Annotated in this window: 23 protein-coding genes and 1 pseudogene; 16 read left to right on the top strand and 8 right to left on the bottom strand. The window is 65.9% G+C overall.

Annotated elements, in window-relative coordinates:
* Positions 1 to 97 precede the first annotated feature (97 nt).
* From C1H69_RS08130 to C1H69_RS08170, 9 genes are all read left to right on the top strand, one after another.
* Positions 98 to 1,093, top strand: coding sequence for an LLM class flavin-dependent oxidoreductase (locus C1H69_RS08130; protein ID WP_102652908.1), 996 nt, complete (start codon positions 98 to 100; stop codon positions 1,091 to 1,093).
* Positions 1,090 to 1,806 (top strand): AzlC family ABC transporter permease, encoded by a 717-nt coding sequence (locus C1H69_RS08135; RefSeq protein WP_102652978.1) that lies wholly within the window; start codon positions 1,090 to 1,092, stop codon positions 1,804 to 1,806. Before C1H69_RS08130 ends, C1H69_RS08135 begins: the two co-directional genes overlap by 4 nt.
* Complete coding sequence (locus C1H69_RS08140) at positions 1,803 to 2,111, top strand: AzlD family protein (protein WP_102652909.1); 309 nt, start codon at positions 1,803 to 1,805, stop codon at positions 2,109 to 2,111. Before C1H69_RS08135 ends, C1H69_RS08140 begins: the two co-directional genes overlap by 4 nt.
* Before the next feature lie 100 nt (positions 2,112 to 2,211).
* Complete coding sequence (locus C1H69_RS08145; RefSeq protein ID WP_240609879.1) at positions 2,212 to 2,607, top strand: hypothetical protein; 396 nt, start codon at positions 2,212 to 2,214, stop codon at positions 2,605 to 2,607.
* Positions 2,608 to 2,728: 121 nt separating this feature from the next.
* The gene (locus tag C1H69_RS08150) at positions 2,729 to 3,088 is read left to right on the top strand and encodes a hypothetical protein (protein WP_102652911.1); all 360 of its coding nucleotides are present in this window, start codon (positions 2,729 to 2,731) and stop codon (positions 3,086 to 3,088) included.
* Between the two features lie 7 nt (positions 3,089 to 3,095).
* A complete protein-coding gene (locus C1H69_RS08155; RefSeq protein ID WP_102652912.1) occupies positions 3,096 to 3,491 on the top strand; it encodes a c-type cytochrome in 396 nt (131 codons plus the stop codon).
* Positions 3,492 to 3,618: 127 nt separating this feature from the next.
* A complete protein-coding gene (locus C1H69_RS08160; protein WP_240609880.1) occupies positions 3,619 to 4,662 on the top strand; it encodes an ABC transporter substrate-binding protein in 1,044 nt (347 codons plus the stop codon).
* Positions 4,659 to 5,399 carry an ABC transporter permease gene (locus C1H69_RS08165; protein ID WP_102652913.1) on the top strand — a complete coding sequence of 247 codons (741 nt, stop codon included), beginning with the start codon at positions 4,659 to 4,661 and terminating at the stop codon, positions 5,397 to 5,399. Before C1H69_RS08160 ends, C1H69_RS08165 begins: the two co-directional genes overlap by 4 nt.
* A complete protein-coding gene (locus C1H69_RS08170) occupies positions 5,396 to 6,151 on the top strand; it encodes an ABC transporter ATP-binding protein (protein WP_102652914.1) in 756 nt (251 codons plus the stop codon). Before C1H69_RS08165 ends, C1H69_RS08170 begins: the two co-directional genes overlap by 4 nt.
* A gap of 53 nt (positions 6,152 to 6,204) precedes the next feature.
* On the opposite strand, the gene C1H69_RS08175 is transcribed toward C1H69_RS08170, so the two are convergent.
* From C1H69_RS08175 to C1H69_RS08210, 8 genes are all read right to left on the bottom strand, one after another.
* Positions 6,205 to 7,014 carry an ABC transporter permease gene (locus tag C1H69_RS08175; RefSeq protein ID WP_205738437.1) on the bottom strand — a complete coding sequence of 270 codons (810 nt, stop codon included), beginning with the start codon at positions 7,012 to 7,014 and terminating at the stop codon, positions 6,205 to 6,207.
* Positions 7,011 to 7,775 (bottom strand): ABC transporter ATP-binding protein, encoded by a 765-nt coding sequence (locus C1H69_RS08180; protein ID WP_102652915.1) that lies wholly within the window; start codon positions 7,773 to 7,775, stop codon positions 7,011 to 7,013. Before C1H69_RS08180 ends, C1H69_RS08175 begins: the two co-directional genes overlap by 4 nt.
* The gene (locus C1H69_RS08185; protein ID WP_102652916.1) at positions 7,772 to 8,773 is read right to left on the bottom strand and encodes a PQQ-dependent catabolism-associated beta-propeller protein; all 1,002 of its coding nucleotides are present in this window, start codon (positions 8,771 to 8,773) and stop codon (positions 7,772 to 7,774) included. The genes C1H69_RS08180 and C1H69_RS08185 overlap by 4 nt, the downstream gene beginning before the upstream one ends.
* Positions 8,761 to 9,972: an ABC transporter substrate-binding protein gene (locus C1H69_RS08190; protein WP_102652917.1), complete on the bottom strand. Its 1,212-nt coding sequence runs from the start codon at positions 9,970 to 9,972 to the stop codon at positions 8,761 to 8,763. Before C1H69_RS08190 ends, C1H69_RS08185 begins: the two co-directional genes overlap by 13 nt.
* Positions 9,973 to 10,025: 53 nt before the next feature.
* A complete protein-coding gene (locus C1H69_RS08195) occupies positions 10,026 to 10,679 on the bottom strand; it encodes a hypothetical protein (RefSeq protein ID WP_102652918.1) in 654 nt (217 codons plus the stop codon).
* A complete protein-coding gene (locus C1H69_RS08200) occupies positions 10,676 to 11,509 on the bottom strand; it encodes a quinoprotein dehydrogenase-associated putative ABC transporter substrate-binding protein (protein ID WP_165789440.1) in 834 nt (277 codons plus the stop codon). Before C1H69_RS08200 ends, C1H69_RS08195 begins: the two co-directional genes overlap by 4 nt.
* Positions 11,510 to 11,543: 34 nt before the next feature.
* Positions 11,544 to 12,020 carry a c-type cytochrome gene (locus C1H69_RS08205; RefSeq protein ID WP_165789441.1) on the bottom strand — a complete coding sequence of 159 codons (477 nt, stop codon included), beginning with the start codon at positions 12,018 to 12,020 and terminating at the stop codon, positions 11,544 to 11,546.
* Positions 12,021 to 12,177: 157 nt separating this feature from the next.
* Positions 12,178 to 14,001, bottom strand: a complete 1,824-nt coding sequence (locus C1H69_RS08210; protein ID WP_102652921.1) for a methanol/ethanol family PQQ-dependent dehydrogenase — start codon at positions 13,999 to 14,001, stop codon at positions 12,178 to 12,180.
* A gap of 352 nt (positions 14,002 to 14,353) precedes the next feature.
* Here C1H69_RS08210 and pqqA point away from each other — a divergent pair, with 352 nt between their 5' ends.
* From pqqA to C1H69_RS08245, 7 genes and pseudogenes are all read left to right on the top strand, one after another.
* Positions 14,354 to 14,425, top strand: a complete 72-nt coding sequence (gene pqqA, locus C1H69_RS08215; RefSeq protein ID WP_102652981.1) for a pyrroloquinoline quinone precursor peptide PqqA — start codon at positions 14,354 to 14,356, stop codon at positions 14,423 to 14,425.
* An 85-nt stretch (positions 14,426 to 14,510) separates the two neighbouring features.
* Complete coding sequence (gene pqqB, locus C1H69_RS08220) at positions 14,511 to 15,440, top strand: pyrroloquinoline quinone biosynthesis protein PqqB (protein ID WP_102652922.1); 930 nt, start codon at positions 14,511 to 14,513, stop codon at positions 15,438 to 15,440.
* 108 nt (positions 15,441 to 15,548) lie between these two features.
* Positions 15,549 to 16,328: a pyrroloquinoline-quinone synthase PqqC gene (pqqC, locus tag C1H69_RS08225; protein WP_102652923.1), complete on the top strand. Its 780-nt coding sequence runs from the start codon at positions 15,549 to 15,551 to the stop codon at positions 16,326 to 16,328.
* Positions 16,325 to 16,624 (top strand): pyrroloquinoline quinone biosynthesis peptide chaperone PqqD, encoded by a 300-nt coding sequence (pqqD, locus tag C1H69_RS08230; protein ID WP_240609881.1) that lies wholly within the window; start codon positions 16,325 to 16,327, stop codon positions 16,622 to 16,624. Before pqqC ends, pqqD begins: the two co-directional genes overlap by 4 nt.
* Entirely contained in the window at positions 16,617 to 17,780 is a 1,164-nt protein-coding gene (gene pqqE / locus C1H69_RS08235; RefSeq protein ID WP_102652925.1) for a pyrroloquinoline quinone biosynthesis protein PqqE, read from the top strand. Before pqqD ends, pqqE begins: the two co-directional genes overlap by 8 nt.
* Positions 17,777 to 20,296, top strand: coding sequence for an insulinase family protein (locus tag C1H69_RS08240; protein WP_102652926.1), 2,520 nt, complete (start codon positions 17,777 to 17,779; stop codon positions 20,294 to 20,296). The genes pqqE and C1H69_RS08240 overlap by 4 nt, the downstream gene beginning before the upstream one ends.
* A gap of 213 nt (positions 20,297 to 20,509) precedes the next feature.
* A pseudogene (locus C1H69_RS08245) lies at positions 20,510 to 21,618 on the top strand (S-(hydroxymethyl)glutathione dehydrogenase/class III alcohol dehydrogenase).

Raw genomic sequence — 21,618 nt, forward strand, 5'->3', positions numbered from 1 at the left:
TATTTTTTGAAGCCTTATAAAATAATTGCATTTCCCGGCGGGTGCCCCCATAACCATACGATAGCAAGCAGGCTAACCAACCTTCGAGCACCGTCCCATGCCCCGACTCGCCAAGACGCCCCTATCCGTGCTTGATCTGGCTCCGATCCGCCAGGGAGGCACCATCGCCGACAGCTTCCAGGAAAGCGTGGGCCTGGCCCAGCTCACCGAGCGGCTTGGCTACACCCGCTACTGGCTGGCCGAGCACCACAGCCTCGACGGCATCGCCAGCGCCGCCACCGCGGTATTGATCGGCCATATCGCCGGCGCCACTTCGCGCATGCGTATCGGCAGTGGCGGCATCATGTTGCCCAATCACCCCCCGCTGGTGGTGGCCGAGCAGTTCGGCACCCTGGAAACCCTCTACCCGGGACGCATCGACCTGGGACTGGGTCGTGCCCCGGGCTCCGATGCCGCCACCATGGCGGCCATGCGCCGTGATCCCCGCGCCGGTGTCGACGACTTTCCCCAGCGCCTGTCCGAACTGCAGGACTTCCTCGGTGATGTGCAGCCGGGGCAGCGTGTCCGAGCGGTACCGGGGCAGGGCACTCACGTACCCCTATGGCTGCTCGGCTCCAGCGGCTACAGCGCCCAACTGGCAGCCAGGGAGGGGCTGCCCTTCGCCTTTGCCGCCCAGTTCGCCCCGGGATACCTGCATGAGGCACTGCGGCTCTACCGGGACAATTTCCGGCCCTCCCACGTGCTCGACAAACCCCACGCCATGGTCGGCCTGCCGGTGATCGCCGCGGAGAGCGACGAGCAGGCACGTTTCCTGGCCACCACCGCCCAGCAGAAGTTCCTCAACCTGGTACGCGGTGGACGCACCCGGTCTCTGCCACCGGTGGAAGCACTCGACTGGACACCCATGGAACAGGCCCAGGTCGGCCAATTCCTCGGCGCCGCGATAATCGGCGGGCCGGAAACCATACGTTCGGGGCTCGAGCGCTTTCTCGAGCAGACCGGCGCCGATGAGTTGATGCTCAATACCGATGTCTACCATGCCGCGGACCGTCTCAGGAGCTACGAGATCGTTGCCGAGGCATGGCGTTCATGACCTCGCGATCCCAGGGCGCCCAGTTGGATCTGGCCGGCACCCTCGTCGGCATCCGGCGCATGGCCCCGCTGTCGCTGTTCGTGGTCGTCTTCGGCCTGGCCTTCGGGGTGGCGGCCCTGTCCAGAGGGCTCTCCGGCCTGGAGGCGATGCTGATGAGCGCCCTGGTGTTCGCCGGCGCCTCGCAGTTCGCCGCCCTGGAGCTATGGGGACCCGAGATTCCGCTGCTGCCGCTGATCGCGACGACCTTCGCGATCAATGCCCGCCACCTGCTGATGGGTGCTGCCATCCAGCCCTGGCTGGCCCATCTGCCGCCGGGCCAACGCTATGGCAGCGTGATGCTGATGAGCGACTCCAACTGGGCCATGGCCGCCGCCGACCACCAGAAAGGCGAGACCAACATCGGCATGCTGGTCGGCGGCGGTATCGCGCTATGGGTCACCTGGCTGTTCGGCACACTGCTCGGCGTCGTGTTCGGCAGCGGCATCCAGCAGCCGGAGCGCTTCGGGCTGGACGTGATCATGGGCTGCTTCCTGCTGTCCATGCTGGTTGGCGGCCGTCGTGACCTATCGATGCTGCTGCCATGGGGCGCCGCGGCACTGGCCGCTCTGGCGGCCATGGCCTGGCTGCCAACCCACTCCCACGTCATCGTCGGCGCCCTGGCGGGCGGGCTGGCCGGCATGCTGCTGCCTCCAAGGAAGGAGGGTAGCCCATGACTCTCCCGGCCTCGGCGGCGGGTGCGATTGCTGCCATCGTCATCATGGCGCTGGTCACCTACCTGACCCGTGCTGGCGGGGTCTTCGCCATGTCGCGGGTGCCCATCGGCCCGAGGATAGAGCGCTTCATCAATGCCATGGCCGGCTCGGTGCTGGTCGCGGTGATCACGCCAATGGCCATCCACGGTGATTGGGGCGCCCGCCTGGCACTGGTCGCCACCCTGATGGTCATGCTGACCCTTCAGAAGCCCTTGCCCGCCATTACCGCCGGCATCGTCACCGCTGCCCTGTGGCGACTGTGGTAGCGTGTCGCGCCCAGGAACGTTTATCCCTCGGAGGCCTCCAAGGGAGAGCCACTCAGCACGCCTCCACGAAGGCGGCGTCATCCTCTTGATGGAGATGTCCATGACCGACCCCAACGACCCTCGCCGCAATGCCGCCTGGCATGCTGCCCAGCAGTGGCGTGCACGCGCTCGCCAAACACCTCCCCGCGGTCCACTCGGCGGGTTGAAACTGGTCCTGACCTGGCTGCTGTTCGGCATCCTGCTGATCATCGGCACCGTGCTGGGCCTGTTCTTCCTGCTGATTGGCTGGGCCATGCTGCCGATCGTGCGCTATCGCATGAAAAAGCGTCTGGAGAACATTCGCGCCGAGCAGGCCAATGATGTCGGTTCCAGCTATCACTACCGCGAGACCCGTTACCGGAGGACCCAGGCCGGCGGTGACACCTATCGTGAACAGCAGGTGCTGGAAGGCGATTACGAGATCAAGGATGAAGACAGCGAGAAAGGGAAGCCTTGACCTGCCGGCGCTGCTATTCATGAGCAGCAGCAAAGAAATGGCCGAATAATGGAAAAACTCCCCGGAGTACCATAACGTGAAGGGGAGACTTCCCCTTGACCCGGCTCCGGAGACAACAACAATGCCGATACTTCGGATGATGCCGTCCGGCATTCCGTACCTTGCTCTTGCCGCGCTGCTGACGGCTCTTCCCCTTTCAGCCTTGGCCAACGATTACCCCACCGAGGCTCGTGTCGATTACGTGCTGGGCTGCATGGCCGCCAACGGAAACAGCTACCTGACCATGCAGAAGTGCTCCTGCAGCATTGACGTGATCGCCGAGCACCTTCCCTATGACACCTACGAGCAGGTCGAGACGGTCATGGGAATGCAGGACCAACGCGGCGAGCTGGGCGTCCTGTTCCGCACCGAACGCGGCATGCAGGACCAGATGCAGGCGCTGCACCGAGCCCAGGCCGACGCCAACCTGCGCTGTTTCTGAGGCCCGCATGCCAAACCGTACCCGGCCCTCTCGGCGACTGGCTGGCGGGCTGCTGTTCATGGCGCTGGTGACCGGCTCGGTCCAGGCTGACGACACCACCGAACGCACCCAGGGCGAGCGCCTGTTTCGAGCCCAGTGCGTCGGATGCCACAGCACGGATCCCGGCGTGCATATCGCCGGCCCCAGCTTGCATGAGCTGATCGGGCGCCCCGCCGGCAGCCTCGAGAACTTCGATTACTCGGCTGTGCTGCGCGATGCCGATCTCGTGTGGGACGCCGAGACTCTCGATGCCTTCCTCGCCGACCCCGCCGCATTCCTGCCCGGCAATCGCATGGTGTTCTGGGGGCTTGACGAGCGCTCGCGTCGGCGCATCATCCTCTTTCTCGAAAGCCTCGCACCCTGAACCCATGGAGAGGGAACATCCAGCCTCGGTCGCCGTTGCCGCCTTGCACGCGCGCCCATGGTAAGTGGTGCGCCTGTCCTCCTATACTCGATCAATAACAACAACGTTCGTGAGCGCGGAGAACGCCATGCTGGAACATGCCACTACGCCCACCACTGGTCGCGACCGGTCGGGGGTGGGCCGGCTTCTGGGACTGGGGCTGCTGCTGGTCGTCTGCTGGCTCGGCGTGGAACACACCCGGGGGAACCCGCCCGATGAGACGACGACGTTGCGCGTGGGCGTGCTGCAGTTCGGCACCGTCACCTGGGAGTTGGAGACGCTGCGTCGCCACGGCCTGCTGGACCCCCACGGCGTGACGCTCGAGGTGGTGCCGCTGGCGTCGGAGAACGCCCTGGCCGTGGCCCTGCAGGGCGACCGGGTCGACCTGATCGTCTCCGACTGGCTGTGGGCCGCACGCCAGCGCGATGCCGGCCACGCCTACCAGTTCGCCCCCTACTCGCTATCGATCGGTGCCGTCATGATCGATCCGGCGGCGGGCATCGACGGCGTCACGGACTTGCCCGGACGCAAACTGGGCATCGCCGGAGGGCCGGTCGACAAGACCTGGATATTGCTGCGCGCCTATGCACGGGAGCGCCACGACCTCGACCTCGGCGCGACCGTCGAGCCCACCTACGCGGCTCCGCCGATGATCAATGCCCTGATGCTCGACGGCACCCTGCCCGCCGCGGTCAATTTCTGGCACTACAATGCCCGGCTCGAATCCCGCGACATGCAAGCGCTGCTCACCATCGAGCAGATGCTGGCCGACCTCGGTATCGAGCCCCTGCCCCCGCTGCTGGGCTGGGTCTTCCGCGAGGAGTGGGCCGAGCGTCATCACCAGGCGCTGCAAGCGTTCCTGGCCGCCACCTACGAAGCCAAACGCATTCTCGCCACCGACGACACCGCCTGGGAGCCACTGCGCACCCTCGTCAGGCCGGAAGACGAGCGCATGTTCTCCACCCTCAAGGCCGGCTACCGCGACGGCATTCCACGACGCTATGGCGACGCCGAGATAGAGGCCGCCCAACGGCTGTTCGAGATCCTCGCCGAAGAAGGCGGCGGCGCGCTCGTCGGTGGCGTTCGGCACCTGGATCCGCAGGTGTTCTGGGATGGATTCCGCCTGCCATGAGCTCCTGGTGGCTGCGTGGCACCTCGCTGCTGGGCATCGCCCTGCTCTGGGCGCTGGCCGCCTGGATCGCCGCCTCGCCGGTACTGCCCTCGCCGCTGGCGGTTCTGATCAATGCCTGGCAGCATGCCCTGAGCGGCGAGCTGCCCTACCACCTCTCGACCACGCTCGGCCGGGTCCTTGTGAGCTTCCTGCTGGCGATGGGCATCGGTACCGCCATCGGCATCCTCATGGGGCGCTACCGGAAACTCGATGTCGCGCTCGACGGCGCCCTGGTACTGGGCCTGAACCTGCCGGCCCTGGTCACGGTCATCCTTTGCTATATCTGGTTCGGCCTGACCGATGTCGCCGCGGTGCTGGCCGTGGCCCTGAACAAGATACCCACCGTGGTGGTCACCGTACGCGAGGGCGCACGCGCGGTGAACACGGAATTGCTGGATGTCGCCAGAGCCTACCGGCTGCCGGCGCTGCGGACCCTGTGCAAGGTCTATCTGCCGCAGCTCTATCCCTACCTGATGGCGGCGGCGCGCAACGGCCTGGCGCTGATCTGGAAGATCGTGCTGGTGGTGGAGCTGCTGGGTCGCAGCAACGGTGTGGGCTTCCAACTCTACAGCTACTATCAGTTCTTCGATATCACCGCCATCCTGGCCTATACCCTGGCCTTCGCCACGGTGATCCTGCTGATCGAGGGGCTGGTCATGCGCCCCCTGGACAGACACCTGACGAGGTGGCGCGGATGAGGGACCTGGACATCCGTATTCACGCAAAGCGCTTCGCCTCACGCCTGGTACTGCACGAACTCGGCTTCGGCGCCGACGACGGCGAGTTCCTGGCACTGGTCGGACCTTCCGGCACCGGCAAGAGCACGCTGCTGCACCTGATCGGCGGGCTCGACGACGATTTCGAGGGGAGCATCCATTGGGGCGGCGCACCGCTCCATCGGCCGGGGGAAGCCCCGGAGCGCTTGGGCATGATGTTTCAGGAGCCGCGCCTGATGCCCTGGCTGAACGCCCTGGACAATGTGCGCCTGGTACAGGCCGGGAGCACCGACGGGGAAGGCCGGGCCATGGCCCTGCTGCACGAGGTCGGGCTCGGCGACGCCATCGATGCCTGGCCGGCCCAGCTCTCTGGCGGCATGCTGCGGCGGGTCGCCCTGGCGCGGGCGTTCGTCGTCGCCCCGCGCCTGTTGCTGATGGACGAGCCCTTCGTCTCCCTCGACATGCCGACCGGCAACCGGCTGCGCGACCTGCTGCTGGACCTCTGGCAACGGGACCGCCCCTTGGTGCTGTTCGTCACCCACGATCTGCGAGAGGCCTTGACCCTGGCCGATCGAGTGCTGTTTCTGTCCTCGCCGCCGGCCCGTGTCGTGCTCGACTATCATGTTCCCCTGCCCCGCCCACGCCGCCTGGAAGGCAGCGAGATCGCCGCCCTTCAGGAGCGGCTGTTCGAACGCCACCCGGATCTGCTGTCCGGTATGCTCGAGGTACGCTGAGTGCCGCGCCACGTCCGCACGGGGTCCGTCCGCGTCTGGCCATCGCCGCCTGGCTAGCCGCCACCCTTCCTGGCCATCATGCCGCGCGCCGGGTTATAGCCGAGGATGGCCAGCGCCAACAGCACCAGGGTGGTGGCGACGACGATCATGACGGCGTCGAGGTTGAGCTGTTCGTAGAGCGCGAAGCGGATCATCTCGACGGCGTAGGTGAAGGGATTCATGGCGGCGATCTGATAGACCAGGTAGCTGCCCTCGCGGATGCGCCACAGCGGGTAGAGCGCCGAAGAGAGAAAGAACATCGGGAAGATCACGAAGTTCATCACGCCGGCGAAATTCTCCAGCTGTTTGACGAAGGTCGACAGCAACATGCCCAGCGCACCGACCATGAAGCCGGTGACGACCAGCGCCGGCAGGATCCACACGTAGCCCATCGGTGGCGCCTTGATGCCGTAGAACCAGGCGATGGTCAGGAACACATAGACCTGGGCAATGGAAACCAGCGTCCCGGCGAGCAGCTTGCACACCAGCAGGTACCAGCGCGGAAAGGGGCTGACCAGCAGCACTCGCATGCTGCCCATCTCGCGGTCGTAGACCATGGAGAGCGAACTCTGCATGCCGTTGAACAGCTGGATCATGCCCACCAGCCCGGGAATGATGTAGACCTCGTAGAGAATGTAGGTCTTGTAGGGGTCGGTCATGGCCACCCCAAGCGCCATGCGAAAGCCGGCGGCAAACACGAACAGCCAGATCAGCGGCCTGACCAGCGCCGCGACGAAGCGCGAACGCTGGTGCACGAAGCGCAGCAGTTCGCGGCTGACCACGCCCCGCATGCAGTGCAGGTAGCGTCCCATGCCGACACTCATGAGACCACCTCCACTGGCCCGGTGGTTAGCGTATCGAAGGCTTCGCCGATCGAGGTACCGCCGCTGGCGGCGAGAATCTCGCTGACGCTGCCGCTGGCGCGGACCTTGCCGCCGTCGAGCACCACCACACGATCCTCGGGATAGACCTCATCGATCAGGTGGGTCGCCCACAGCACCGCCACGCCCTCCTCCACGCAGAGCCGATGCACCCGTTCGACCAGGTCACGTCGCGCGGCGATATCCAGCCCCACCGTCGGCTCGTCGAGCAGCAGCAGGCGCGGCCGATGCAGCAGGCCACGGGCGATCTCGACCCGGCGACGCTGGCCGCCGGAGAGCTGCCGCACCCGGGTCTTGAGCGCATCGCCGAGCCCGACCCGTGCGACCTGCTCCTCGGCCCGGCGACGTGCCTCCCGCGGGCCCATGCCGTGCAGCGCCGCATGATAGGTGAGGTTCTGGCGCACCGAGAGGTCGAGATCCAGGGTCGGCTGCTGGAACACCACGCCCATGCGGGCGTGGGCCGCCACGGCATGACGCCGCAGCTCGAAGCCGTCGACACGAATCGTGCCCACGCGGCGATCGTAGAGCCGGGTGATCAGCGAGAAAAGGGTGGTCTTGCCGGCACCATTGGGCCCCAGCAGCACCGTGAACTGCCCCGCCTCGAGGCGGAAGCCGACCTCCTCCAGCACCGGCTTGCCGCTGTAGCTGAAACTCAGCCCGTCCACCTCGAGTGCAGGGGCATCATCACGACCGCCCTCCCTCATGGCTGGACGATCACCCCCCAGGGGAAGCGTCCCACCGGTATCGACTGCAGCGCGGTCAGGTTCTCGACATCGATCACCGTGACGTCGCCGCTGACGCCGTTGGTGGTATACAGGCGCGACTCATCCGCGTTGAGCGCAAGGTGCCAGACCCGCTGGCCGACGAGGATATAGTCGAGCACCTCATAGGTCTGCTGGTCGACCACCGCCACGCGATTGGAGGGACCGAGGGCGACGAAGCCGTAGCGACCGTCCGAGGTCAGTTGAACCCCGACCGCCTGCACGGTCTCGCGTGGCACGCCGGGCACGTCGAAGCGGATGGTGTGCTCGACATCGAAGGTATCGACCATGTCCAGCACCGACACCGTGGCGGCGATTTCCGCCGAGACCCAGGCCTTGCTGCCGTCATGGTTGAACTCGGCGTGGCGTGGCCGCGCGCCGACCAGGCGGTGATGCACCGCCTCCATGATTTCGGCGTCGATGATATGCGCCATGTTGGACGTTTCGGTGGTGGCGATCAGCCAGCGCCCGTCGGGGCTGATGCCCAGGCCCTCCGGCTCGACGCCCACCGGGATCTCGGTGACCAGGGTGCGACGCTCGTAGTCGAGCACCGAGACGATGTTGTCATCCTCGTTGGAGACATAGATATAGGGTCGGTTGGGGTCGACGCGGATCACCTCCGGATCCTCGCCCGACGACTGGCTGCGCACCACCTGGAGCGTTTCGAGATCGATCATGTCGATGGCCTCGTCATCGCCCACGGCGACGAACAGCTCGCTGCCGTCGCTACTGAAGGCCATCGCCCGTGGCCGGCGCCCGACATTGATCACCTCGATCACCTCCAGGCTCTCGCCATCGATCACCGACACCGTATTGTCCTGCTCGTTGGAGACGAAGATGCGTTCGGCGTGGGCGAAAGGCGCCAGTGCCAGCGCGCCCAGCGCCAGACCGGCCAGCGCCGGCTTGATCATTGCAGTGGTTTCCCGGCTCAGAATTGGCATTGTGATTCCCCCTCATCGGCACCCATGGCATCCAGCGGGGTACGCGGATGCAGATAGCCCTCCTGCGGCGATACCGAAGCGACCATGCGCGGGCCGGTGATCAGGATCGGCTGACGTAGTTGGTGATCCCAGGTGCGGTAGCTGACCGGGAAGCCCAGATAGCCGGCGAGCTCGAATTCATCGCTGAGCATGTACTCGATCACCTCGTCGGGCTCCACCGAGCCGGTGCGCGCGGCGGCCTCGCCCAGTGAGCGTACCGCCAGCCAGGCACCGAAGTCGTTCGGCGTCATCCAGCGGTCGGCGGCCCTCTCGAAGCGTCGCTGTAGCTGTACCGCACCCCAGGACTCGTGGGAGCGGTGCCAGGCGGTGGCGATCAGCCCCTGGGAACCCGCCACCGGCCGCGGCAACCAGGTCTGGAAGGGGAAATACTCGCCGAAGTAGTCGGTCTCGTCGGCGATCACCAGCACATCGTGGTCGGCGAGCTCCTGCATGAACACCGGAATTTCGCGCTGGATGTCGTGGAAGCCACCTTCGGAGCGACGCGCCATGGGGTCGTAAGGCCACATTTCCTCGCCAACGATGGTATGGCCATAGCGCTCGGCCGACTCGCGCAGGGTCTCGGCCAGCAGGCGATCCTCATCGGTGTTGCCATAGACCAGCGCCCAGTCATCCCACTGCTTGTAGCCCAGGAACTGCGCCAGTGCATCGGTCAGCATGCGGCGGCTGGGCACGGTGTGGAACAGCTGGACGTGACACGACTCACCGCGCAGGTCGTTATCCCGCGCCGCGGCGTTGAACACGATGCGCTCGCCCAGCGCCTGATGCTGCATCACCTCCTGCAGGTCCTCGGCGTTCAGGCCACTGATGATCCAGTCGGCACCCTGCTCGATGAGCTGTTCGAGGCCGGCGGCAACGTCGCCGCCCGGCTCCACCATGGCCTCGACCAGCACGAACTCCTGCCCGAGAAACTGGCCGGTGGCATTGTTGTCGTTGATCGCCAGCCGTGCGCCCTGAATGCCTTCGTCGTCGATCACCGGGTCGAGCACCGAGAGCGGTTCGAGATCGTCCGGACGCTCCATGCCCAGATAGCCGAGGGTAATGGAAGCCGGCGTCTCGGCCGGCACGACTGCCGGCCAGGCCAGGCCGATGGCTATCCCTCCCGCTGCGAGCCAGCGTAGGGAACGTGACGGGGTCATCATACGTGCTCCTCAGGCAGTCGTGCTGCCGCTGTTGTTATCAATTTCGTTCTGCTTCAAGGCAGGCGCTCCATGATCACCCGCGTCATCCGGCTGAGCTTCTCCTCCAGCAGGTAGGGCAGTTCACACATCGCCGGCAGTGCCTGCTGGCGTAGCTGGAAGGTACGCTGCTCCCAGAACAGGTCTTCCGACAGGCGTTCGATCTCAGTCTCGTCCGCCGCCTCTTCACCACGCCGTTTCTCCAACTCATCGACCATCTCCGAGATGACGTCAAGACGGGCCACCTGGGCACGGGAAGTACGCCGTATGCTGTCGATAGTGCGCCGGCGCTCGCGATTGGTGAGTTCGAAAAGGCCGGAGAACAGCAACGTGAGCCGCTCTTCGGCCTCGTCATCATCCACCGCAGCCACGAACTCGCGAACCCGCTCCAGGCCTTCGCCTTCGGGAGTGGCACGGGTGGTCGCGAAGCGCACCACACGGCCGACCTCCTCGTCGTCCCACCATTGCCGTTCCAACTCGTCCAGCGAGGGTCCGGCCCAGATGGAGCCCCAGGCCATGTCGGGAATGAGCCGTTGAACGCAGGGCCAGTCGGGCGGGCCCGCCGCAGCCCGCTGCGCTTCCACCTGGGCCACGCCGGTCAATGCCAGGGCCGAACCGAGGCCCAGCACCAGCAGGGTCGAGCGAAACGGGTAGAGAGCCGAACGCCTCATGATTCGCCTCCCTCGCCTGGCACGATCAGCTGACCACGGCGATCGAGCAGGGGCACCCGGTGTTCAGCAAGAATGGTATTGATCTCGTCCTGGTGCCGGTCGATGAAGTCGTTGATCCAGTCCTTCCAATGGGGCTCTCCACGGCGAATGCCCATGGTGATACGGTAGCCCAGCCGGGCATCGGATGTGTCGTCGACCAGTGGCAGGACACGTAACGGCGGATCCTGGCGGGACGCGTAATAGCCGGCCAACGGGCCCCACAGCACGGCACCGTCGGTCTTGCCGGCGGCCACGTCCTCGATGGCATCACGCACCGGCGCCCGTACCCGGGTATCGACCATCAGCGGATAACCCGCCACGACGGCACCGGTACGACGCAGCGCCACCATCGGTGGGGTTTCGGCAACCACGCCGATACGCAGGCCCTGCAGCGACGGGTCCTCCAGGCTGGTCGCCTCGATTCCGGAATCCTCGGGCACCACCAGCGCGTAGATCGAGCGGTAGTATTCATTGGTGTTCTGCACGAACTCATAGCCGGCGACGGCGCCAATCATCACATCGCAGATGCGCAGCTCGAGAGTATTGCGCACGAAACCCATGACCTGGGGAGCCCAGACGTAGACGAGGGGAACCCCCATGTCCTCGGCCATCAGTTCGGCGATGCGGTTTTCGAAGCCCTCCCCGGCTTCGTTGCTGAAGGGCATGTTATTGCCGTCAGTGCATACCCTCAGGGCCTCGCGTTCGTGGCGCTCCGGCGGATTCGCCACAGCGACTCCGCCCCCCAAGGCCAGCACGCTCCATAGCAGCAAGAAGCAAAAGGCTCTTCTCATGTACCCTCCCACTCGGCGTGATGGGCCCCACTGCTCATTCCTCGGCCTCGTCTTCGGTAGTCGCTTCCTCGGCAGCCTCGTCAGCCTCCTCCTGCATCGACTCGATGATCTGAGGGCGGCCGCGCCCCAGGTCGCCTTCACCACGGGCACGCATATAGCGAAAGATATTCTCGATGTTGCCCATGACATAGGTATCGTCGGCAAAGGAGGGCATCACCTGGCCCGGCTGGATCTCACGCCCGGCGGCGATGGTGCCGGCGAAATCGTCCCAACCGCGTCGCTCGGCGGCGCTGATCAGGCTGGGAGCAAAGGATGAGCCCAGACCATCCGGTCCGTGACAGGCCGAGCAGGCTCGAGTGTAGACGAGATATCCCTCGTAGGTACCGGGATCCACCTTGCCATCCTCGACGACGAAGGCGCCCGGTGCCTCACCGGTCACGCGGTGTTCGTCGGCCATGGCCTGTGTTGCCGGGCCAGCCATGGGCAGCAGTACGAGTGCGCCAGTCAACATGACCACTCGTGATGAAGCGTTCTTCAATACCGTCATGCAGCGCTTCCTTCTGGGTACGGCAGGAGCCCCCTTCGCCTTGCGCGGGTGACGCCTGGAGAGGGATCGTAGAGGGGCACGGGTGCGATACCCGTGCCCACCTTGTGCGCACTGACACGGCTCAATCCGGCAGGGCAAAGACCGTCAATACCCCGCCGAGCTTGGTGTAGTCGCCAAGAGCGGAGAAGACTCCCACCGCACCCAGGCCCTCTTCGGGATCCTCGAGACCCGCCGCCAGGCCGATACCGGCCCAGCCACCGACCCCCGAGAGCACGGCCACGTACTGCTTGCCCTCGTGCATGAAGGTATTGACGTTGCCGATGATTCCCGAGGGAGTCTTGAAGCTCCACAGTTCCTCGCCATTCTCGATATCCACCGCCTTCACGTGCCCCTCGAGGGTTCCGTAGAAGGCAAGGTCACCGGCCGTGGCCAGCGCACCACTCCACACGGCGAAGCGCTCGTCGACTTCCCACACGGTTTCGCCTGCCACCGGATCCCAGGCGATGAAGCTACCCATGCGACCTTCCATGCCGCCGTTCTCCACTGGAGCCGGCATCATGGTCAGGGTGGCGCCCACATAGGGCTGGCCGGCCACATAGTCGGTCTCGTAGGGTTCGTAGTTCATGCAGATCCGGTTGATCCCGGAATAGATCAGGCCGGTCCTCGGCGAGTAGGCGCTGGGCTGCATGTTCTTGGCGCCCATGGCGGTGGGGCAGATATCGGTGGTGTTGACGTCCACCCCCTGCCGGAAGGTACTGTACTCCTCGTTCACGTTGGGGCGACCGCTCACCATGTCGTAGCTGTCCGCCCAGTTGGTTTCCGGTGCGAATTTCTCGGCCAGCAGCAATTCACCGGTTTCACGGTCCATCAGGAAACCGAAGCCGGTACGATCGATGATCGCCAGGCCCTTGCGCTGCTCGCCCTCGAATTCGACATCGATCAGCTGGTTCTCGTTGACGCCGTCGTAGTCCCACTCATCGAAGGGCACCTTCTGGTAGACCCACTTGACCTCGCCGTTGTTGGGGTCGCGGGCGAAGACGGTGATCGCCCACTTGTTGTCGGCCGGTTCACCATCCACGGCACGCTGGTCCGGGTTCCAGGTGCCCGGGTTACCGGTTCCGTAGTAGATCAGGTCGAGTTCGGGATCGTAGGTGACCCAGCCCCAGGGGGCCCCGCCGCCACGCTCCCATTCTCCGTCGGGCCAGGTTGCCACGCCCAGGTCGGACTCACCGATCGGCTCGCCCATCATCAGGGTGGTTTCCGGATCGATCAGCACCTCATCGTCCGGCCCGGTGGAGTAGCCACGCCACACCATCTCGCCACTCTCGACGTCGTAGGCGGTGATATGGCCACGAATGCCGTATTCACCGCCGCTGATGCCAACGATCACCTTGTCGTGTACCACCAGGGGCGACATGGTGTTGGACTCACCGACGGTATGATCGCCATTGCTGACGTCCCACAGCAGTTCGCCGCTCTCGGCGTCCAGGGCAATCAATGTGTTGTCGGCCTGACCCAGGAAGAGGCGGCCGTCTGCATAGGCCAATCCCCGGTTGACGGTGTCGCAGCACATGACCGGGATGACGCGGGAGTCCTGATCCGGCTCGTAGCTCCAGACCACCCGTCCTTCATCTTCCAGGTCGAGGGCGAATACCTTGTTGGGGAAGGGGGTGTGGATATAGAGGCGCCCGTCGCCGACATAGAGGGGGCCGCCCTCATGTCCACGCAGTACGCCGGTGGAGAACTGCCAGACCGAGCGCAGCTCATTGACATTATCGCGGTTGACTTGGTCCAGTTCGCTGAAGCGGTTGCCTTGATAGTTACCCAGCTGAGTGGCCCAGTATTCCGGGTTCTGCTGGAGCTCGAGTTGGTTCTCATTGGCGTGAGCCAAGGAGGCGGCCATCAAACCAGTGACCGTCATCGCGTAACCGATCTCCCGAAGCATGGCGTTTTCTCCGTGATACTGAAAGGTGTGCCTGGGGAAATGGCACATCTCGTTGTGGTTATTGTCTCGTTTCAGCCATTGACACTTAAAAAGGTCTAGCACAACTTTCAGTAACGCCACTCGACTTGGGTGCGATTTGCGCGTTGCCTGCAGTCAAAAGACTATTGTCTGGTGAGCAACAATCCCTCTTTATCCCTGCCAAACCCCGGCCCCTTCGCTCAAACGGGACATTCACCGAGGACGATAACGACATTTCTTGGCAAATATAGACTTTGGTCGAAAGGTAGAGTGCTCGTCAGCTGCTTAACTAGTAGGGCACGTCTGACATCCACCAATTCGTGGAGGAACTCCTATGTGGAACAAGCCTGCTTATACCGACCTGCGCCTAGGCTTCGAGGTCACGCTGTATATCTCCAATCGTTGAACTCCCCCTTGAGGCAGTACCTGTCTGGCTGATGCCCCCGGAGGGGAGCATCGGCCTTTCTTTTTTCGGGATTCAGGAGAGCGACATGCATGTACTGGTACTGGGCGCCGCCGCGGGTGGTGGATTTCCCCAGTGGAACTGCAACTGTTCGCTGTGTCATGGCCTGCGCCAGGGTACTATCGAGGCCACACCGCGCACCCAGTCTTCGATCGCGATCAGCAGCGATGGCGAACGCTGGCTATTGTGCAACGCCTCACCGGATATCCGTGCCCAGCTCGCCAGCAATCCCGAGCTGCATCCCAGACACATCCCACGCGACAGCGGGATCACCGGTGTGCTGCTGGTCGACGGCCAGATCGACCACGCCACCGGGCTCCTGTCGCTGCGGGAAGGGTGCCCCTTCGATGTCTGGTGTACCCCAAACGTGCATCAGGATTTGAGCGGCGGCTTCCCGCTGTTCCGCATGCTCGAACACTGGCAGGGTGGCCTGAACTGGCGGCCCATCGCTATCGACGACGATCACCTGGAAGCCGAGTTCGAGGTGCCCGACTGCCCCGGGCTGGGCTTCACCGCCGTGGCCCTGACCAGCAACGCCCCGCCCTATTCGCCTCGCCGGGGGGCACCGACCCCAGGCGACAATATCGGCCTGCTGATCCAGGACAGGCGTCGTGGCACGCAACTCTTCTATGCCCCGGGGCTCGGGGAACTGGACGATCGGGTACGCGGTTTTCTCGGCCAAGCCGACTGCGTACTGGTCGACGGCACCCTGTGGCATGACGATGAACTGATTCGCGCCGGTGTCGGCAAGTCCACCGGGCGCGATATGGGTCATCTGGCACTGGCCGGCGAGCGGGGCCTGCTGGCCGAGCTGGCCAGCCTGCCGGAAACCACCCGACGGGTGCTGATCCACATCAACAACACCAACCCGATTCTCGACGAACGCTCCGAGGAGCGCGCCTCCCTGGACCGGGCCGGTATCGAAGTGGCCTGCGACGGTATGCGCCTGGAGATCTGAACCCGCAGAAGCGATGGTCGTCTCAATGATGAGAGATCGACGTCGCTTTCGGCCCGGCTGGAATCACCGGATAGAGAACAACAACCGGAAGGAAAGAGGAGCCTCGCAATGACAGGTATCACGTCGCCGCTGGCCAACGCCACGAAGGGGGCCATGAGTCCCGCGGACTTCCGCGAGGCCCTGATGGCCAAGGGCGCCTACTATCATATTCATCACCCCTACCAGGTCGACATGGCCGAGGGACGGGCCACTCCCGAACAGCTGCGAGGCTGGGTGGCCAACCGCTTCTACTACCAGGTCAACATTCCCCAGAAGGACGCCGCCCTGCTGGCCAATTGTCCCGATGCCGCCACCCGACGGCGCTGGATCCAGCGCCTGCTCGACCACGACGGCCATGACGACGACGATGGCGGTATCGAAGCCTGGCTGACCCTGGGCGAGGCAGTGGGCCTGACCCGTGACGAACTCTGGTCCCAGGAGCATGTGCTGCCGGGAGTGCGCTTCGCCGTGGACGCCTACGTCAATTTCGTGCGCCGCGCCGACTGGCGCGAGGCGGCGATCTCCTCGCTCACCGAGCTGTTCGCCCCGGAGGCCCACAAGAGCCGCCTGGCCACCTGGCCGACCCACTACCCCTGGATCGACGAGGCCGGCTACGGCTATTTTCGCAAGCGCCTGACCGAGGCCCGACGAGACGTCGAGCACGGCCTGGAGGTGGCGATGGCCGTATGCGCCACCCGCGAGGCCCAGGAGCGCGCCCTGGAGATACTGCAGTTCAAGCTCGATGTGCTGTGGACGATGCTCGATGCCATGAGCATGGCCTACCAGCTCGGACGGCCGCCCTACCACACCGTCACCGACCAGCGCGTCTATCACCGGGGGCTGACATGAGCACTACCGCGGACACCGGCATGAACGGCAGCACGGTCTATCGCCTGCGCCCCGGCTGGCGCCTGCAGTGGGAGGAGGCCCAGCAACGCCACGTGCTGCTCTACCCCGAAGGCATGGTGCAGCTCAACGACAGCGCCGGCGCCATTCTCACCACCCTGGACGGCCAGCGCGATGTGGATGCCGTGGTGGCAACCCTGCAGGCGCAGTTCCCCGACGCCCCCGCTGCGGCGATCGAGCAGGACGTGCATGAGTTCCTGTCCGATGCCGACCGACAAGGGTGGATCCACCATGACTGACCATACCGACACCGCTGCCGCGAACCAGCCCCTGCACGGTCATACCGGCGCGCCGCTCTGGTTGCTCGCCGAGCTGACCTATCGCTGCCCGCTGCAGTGCTCCTACTGCTCCAACCCGCTGGACTTCGCCGACGTCAAGGAGGAGCTCACCACCGACGAATGGATCGACGTGCTGACCCAGGCTCGCGCGATGGGTGCGGTGCAGATGGGATTCTCCGGCGGCGAGCCGCTGGTGCGACAGGACCTGGAAATGCTGGTGGCCGAGGCGCGCCGGCTCGGCTTCTACACCAACCTGATCACCTCGGCGCTGGGCCTCGACGAGGCGCGCATCCTGGCCCTGCGCGAGGCCGGGCTCGATCATATCCAGATCAGCCTGCAGGCCTCCGACCCCGATGTCGCCGCGGCGGTGGCCGGCTCGCGCAAGGCGCATGCGAAGAAGCTGGCCATGGCCCGGGCGGTCAAGGCGGCCGGCTATCCGATGGTGCTCAACGTGGTGCTGCACCGCCACAACATCGACCAGCTCGACAACATCATTGCCCTATGCGATGACCTGGGCGCCGACGCCGTGGAGCTCGCCAACTGCCAGCTCTACGGCTGGGCACACCTCAATCGCGCGGGGCTCCTGCCGAGCGAAGCCCAGTTGGAGGCCGCCGAGGCCACCACCCGGCGCTGGCGGGAGACGCTGGCCGAACGGGGCCGCGACATGCGCCTGCTGTTCGTGGTGCCCGACTACTATTCCGACCGCCCCAAGGCCTGCATGGGTGGCTGGGGCGCGATCTTCATGACCGTGGCGCCGGACGGCGCGGTGCTGCCCTGCCACAGCGCCCGCATGCTGCCGATGAGTTTCCCCACGGTCCGCGAGCGGCCGCTGCGCGAGATCTGGTACGACAGCGAACCGTTCAACCGCTACCGCGGCGACAGCTGGATGCAGGAGCCCTGCCGTAGTTGCGACGAGCGCCGCCGGGACGTCGGCGGCTGTCGCTGCCAGGCCTACCTGCTCACCGGGGACCCGGCGGCCACCGACCCGGTCTGCGACCTCTCGCCGGATCACCACCTGATCGAGGCGGCCCGCCGCGAAGCCGCCGGCGACGCCCGTACGCTGAACGAACTGACGCTGCGCAACGTCCACGCCTCTCGAATCTTCTGCCGCGCATGAGCGCACCGCCGTCCGCCGCGAGCATCGACGCGGCCCGGCGCGAGGGGTTGCCAACGGGTAGCCGGCTGCATTCGGCGCGCCTGGCCAACGGTCTGTGGATTCTGGCCGCACAAGTGCCCGAGGCGCGGCAGCTGCGGCTGGTCGGCGCGGTAGGTGCCGGTTATCTGGACGAGCCGGCGACCTGTCGAGGCCTGGCACATTTGCTCGAACATTCGCTTTTCCTCGGCTCCGAAGGCTTTCCCGGAGAGAGCGAACTGAGCGGCTGGGTCGGACGCCTGGGCGGACGCTACAACGCCCGCACCGACGAGACCACCACCGACATCCACCTGCATCTGCCACCGGATGCCGCCGAGGAGGGCCTGGTACGGCTGATCGACCTGCTGTCTCGGCCGCTGCTCGCCCCCCATCACATCGCCCGGGAGGTGGACGTGCTCGATGCCGAGTTCCACGCGCGGCGAGCCGACCCGGCACTGCATCGCCTGGCCGCCCTTGGCCTGCTGTGCCGGCCGACGCATCCGGCCAGGGCCTGCCACGCCGGTAATCGCACGACACTGGGCGACGATACTGAACGGCTGACCCAGCAGCTGCGCGACTTCCACCGCTGCCACTACCGGCCCGAGCGCATGGCCCTGGTGATGCTCGGCCCCCAGCCGCTCGAGGCACAGCTGACCCTGCTGGAGCGCCACGGCAAGGCATTCGCCGCCCATCGTGCCGTGCCCATGACCGGCGACGCCCGCTCCTGGCGCTGGAACGCACCGGATGGGGTGATGTGGTGCCTGCCGGACACCGTCACCGACTCCCATGCCTCGGTGCTGGAACTGCTCTGGCCGCTGCCCGAAGGCATGGACGAGATCCACATGACAGGCCTCTCGACCCTGAGGGCAAGGCTGGCCGATGGCGCCCTGGCGGTTGCCCTGCAACGGGCGACCGACCTTGCCGACCTGAGTGTCGGCACGATCGCTCCTGGTGCCGGGAACGCCCTGACCCTGCGACTCGAGCTCGTCGCCCCCGACCCGCCTCTGGAGGTGCTACTGGCCTGCTGTCGCCAGGCTCTCGATGCCGCCCTCGTCGAGCCATTCGACACACCATGGCCGGAGCCGGCCGACTTCGACGCCTGGACCCGCCGGTGGGCCCGCCGTCTGGCATCTGGCGGGATGAGCATCGCCACGACGCCCGGCGACATGCCGTTTGACGCCCTGACGCCCCGGCTGACCGCCGACCAGTGCCGGCTGCTGTGGCAGCGCCCACCCGACGCCACCCCCTGCTGGAACGTGCTGGAAGAGACCGGCACCCGCTTCCGGCAGCTGCCGCTGCCCGCCATGGCTTCCCCACGGGACCTGCCCGGGCTGGGCGCACCGACGTTTCCACCCCGCCCGTCACGGCGCCACGGGGGCAGCGCAAGGCCGGGACGCCTGCTGCAGGAAAAAAGGCTCAGCCTCTGGTGGGGCGGGCTGGATTGGCCGGGCTCCGCTGGCGAGGCGAGCTGGTGTCTGGGCTGGCCTGCGGCGGCATCGGATCAGACGGCTCGTCTCGTTCGCTGGCGACAGCGCAGCCTGGCGCTGCGCCAGGCCGCCTGGGCGCATGGCATGACCCTGAGGACGGAAGGCGACAGCCGGGGTGACTGGCTGATGGCATCGGGAGAAGCCACCCGGCTCGTTCCCCTGGTGGAGCAGGCCTTGGACGCATGGCGGGCGGCCCATGGGGAAGCGGCTCAGGTACCGCCCTCCGCTGCGACGGGACTGGTCGCCCAGCGCATGCTGGATCGCCTCGAGGCAAGACCGCCACCTGGCGGCGCACGAGGGGCCGGCGACTCGCGCCTGCTGTGCTGGGCAAGCGGCGATATCGATGCCTGTGACGCCCGGGATCACGCCCGCGAGTTCAGCAGCCATCCCGCCCTCGGCGAGTTCCTGGCAGCTGCCGTCTCACCGGACAGGCCCGCCAGCGGCGGTACCACCTGGCTACCACCCCAGGGCGAGGATCAGGCGGTGATGCTGGAAGTGATGGGGGGTGACGACAGCTCGCGCAGCCGCTGGTTGATGCAACTGCTGGCCCAGTGTCACGACGCCGCCTTTCATCACGAGATGCGTCAGCACCGCCGGTTCGGCTACGTGGCGGCGGTGCGCTACCGGGAATCCGCCGGCTGGCCACGGCTCGGTTACGTGGTGCAGTCGCCCGGCGCCCCGCCGGATGCCCTTCGCCAGGCCATCCTCGACTTCATCATGACGCGGGGAAAGGAACTGGCCCGCCTGGACCCGGCCGAACTGGCACGGCATCGTCGCGGACTGGCCTCCCGGCAGGGCTCACCCGAAACCCGCCCGGAGGCCATCGCACGCGCCTGGCAGGCGCTGCGCCGTCGGCCCACCATCGAGACACCCGGAGCGACATGGCGGCTGGCCCCCTGGGAAGAAGAGGCGCAATCGCTGGCCTCACTCGGCACCGAAGACCTTGCCCGCCTCGCCGAGTCCCTGGTGGCGGGCGAACTGCCATGCCACTGGTGGCTGCACGCCCCGCGCTGAACCTGTCGCTTCCACCGCTGCGTTCACTATGGCGCCCACTGGCAATTCAATCCGTCGCAATGTTGCCAGGGGGCAACGCACTTGTGCCATGGCGACACAATCTTCCCGATGCGGTTCACCTAGACTGACCTCAGTGTCAATCCTTTACGCTGTGGCAATCGCGCAACGGCAACGACCCGTGACAATAACGATGACAATAACAAGGAGCGCCCCATGAAATCACGTGCCGCCGTCGCCCTGGCTGCCGGCAAGCCGCTGGCGCTTGTCGAGATCGACGTCGAAGGGCCCAAGGCCGGCGAGGTGCTGGTTCGTATCGCGGCCACCAGCGTCTGCCACACCGACGCCTTCACGCTCTCCGGCGCCGACCCGGAGGGGCTGTTCCCCTCCGTGCTCGGCCACGAGGGCGCCGGCATCGTCGAGGAAGTCGGCCCCGGCGTCACCAGCCTCAAGCCCGGCGACCACGTCATTCCGCTCTATACCGCCGAGTGCGGGCAGTGCAAGTTCTGCCGCTCGGGCAAGACCAACCTGTGCCAGGCGGTGCGCGCCACCCAGGGCCAGGGGCTGATGCCGGATGGCACCTCGCGTTTCTCGCTGGAAGGCAAGCCGCTGCACCACTACATGGGCTGCTCCACCTTCAGCGAATACACCGTGCTGCCCGAGGTGTCGCTGGCGGTGGTCTCGCCGGAGGCCCCGCTGGACAAGATCTGCCTGCTCGGCTGTGGCGTCACCACCGGCATCGGCGCGGTACTCAACACCGCCAAGGTGGAGCCTGGCTCCACCGCGCGGTGTTCGGCCTGGGCGCCATCGGCCTGGCGGTGATCCAGGGCGCGCTGATGGCCAAGGCCAGCCGCATCATCGCCATCGACGTCAACCCGGACAAGTTCGAGCTGGCCCGCCAGTTCGGCGCCACCGACGTCGTCAATCCCCGGGAGCACTCGGACCCGATCCAGCAGGTGATCGTCGACCTCACCGATGGAGGCGTGGACTACTCCTTCGAGTGCATCGGCAACGTCAACGTGATGCGCGCGGCGCTGGAGTGCTGCCACAAGGGCTGGGGCGAGTCGGTGATCATCGGCGTGGCGGGGGCCGGCGAAGAGATCTCGACGCGGCCGTTCCAGCTGGTGACGGGCCGGGTGTGGCGTGGCTCGGCGTTCGGCGGCGTGAAGGGCCGGAGCGAGCTGCCGGGCTATGTGGAGCGCTACATGAACGGCGAGATCAAGATCGACGAGTTCATCACCCACGACATGCCGTTCGAGACGATCAACGAGGCCTTCGACCTGCTGCATGCCGGAAAGAGCATCCGTACGGTGCTGCACTATTGA

The organism is Billgrantia endophytica (genome assembly GCF_002879615.1).
Classification (GTDB): Bacteria; Pseudomonadota; Gammaproteobacteria; order Pseudomonadales; family Halomonadaceae; genus Halomonas; species Halomonas endophytica.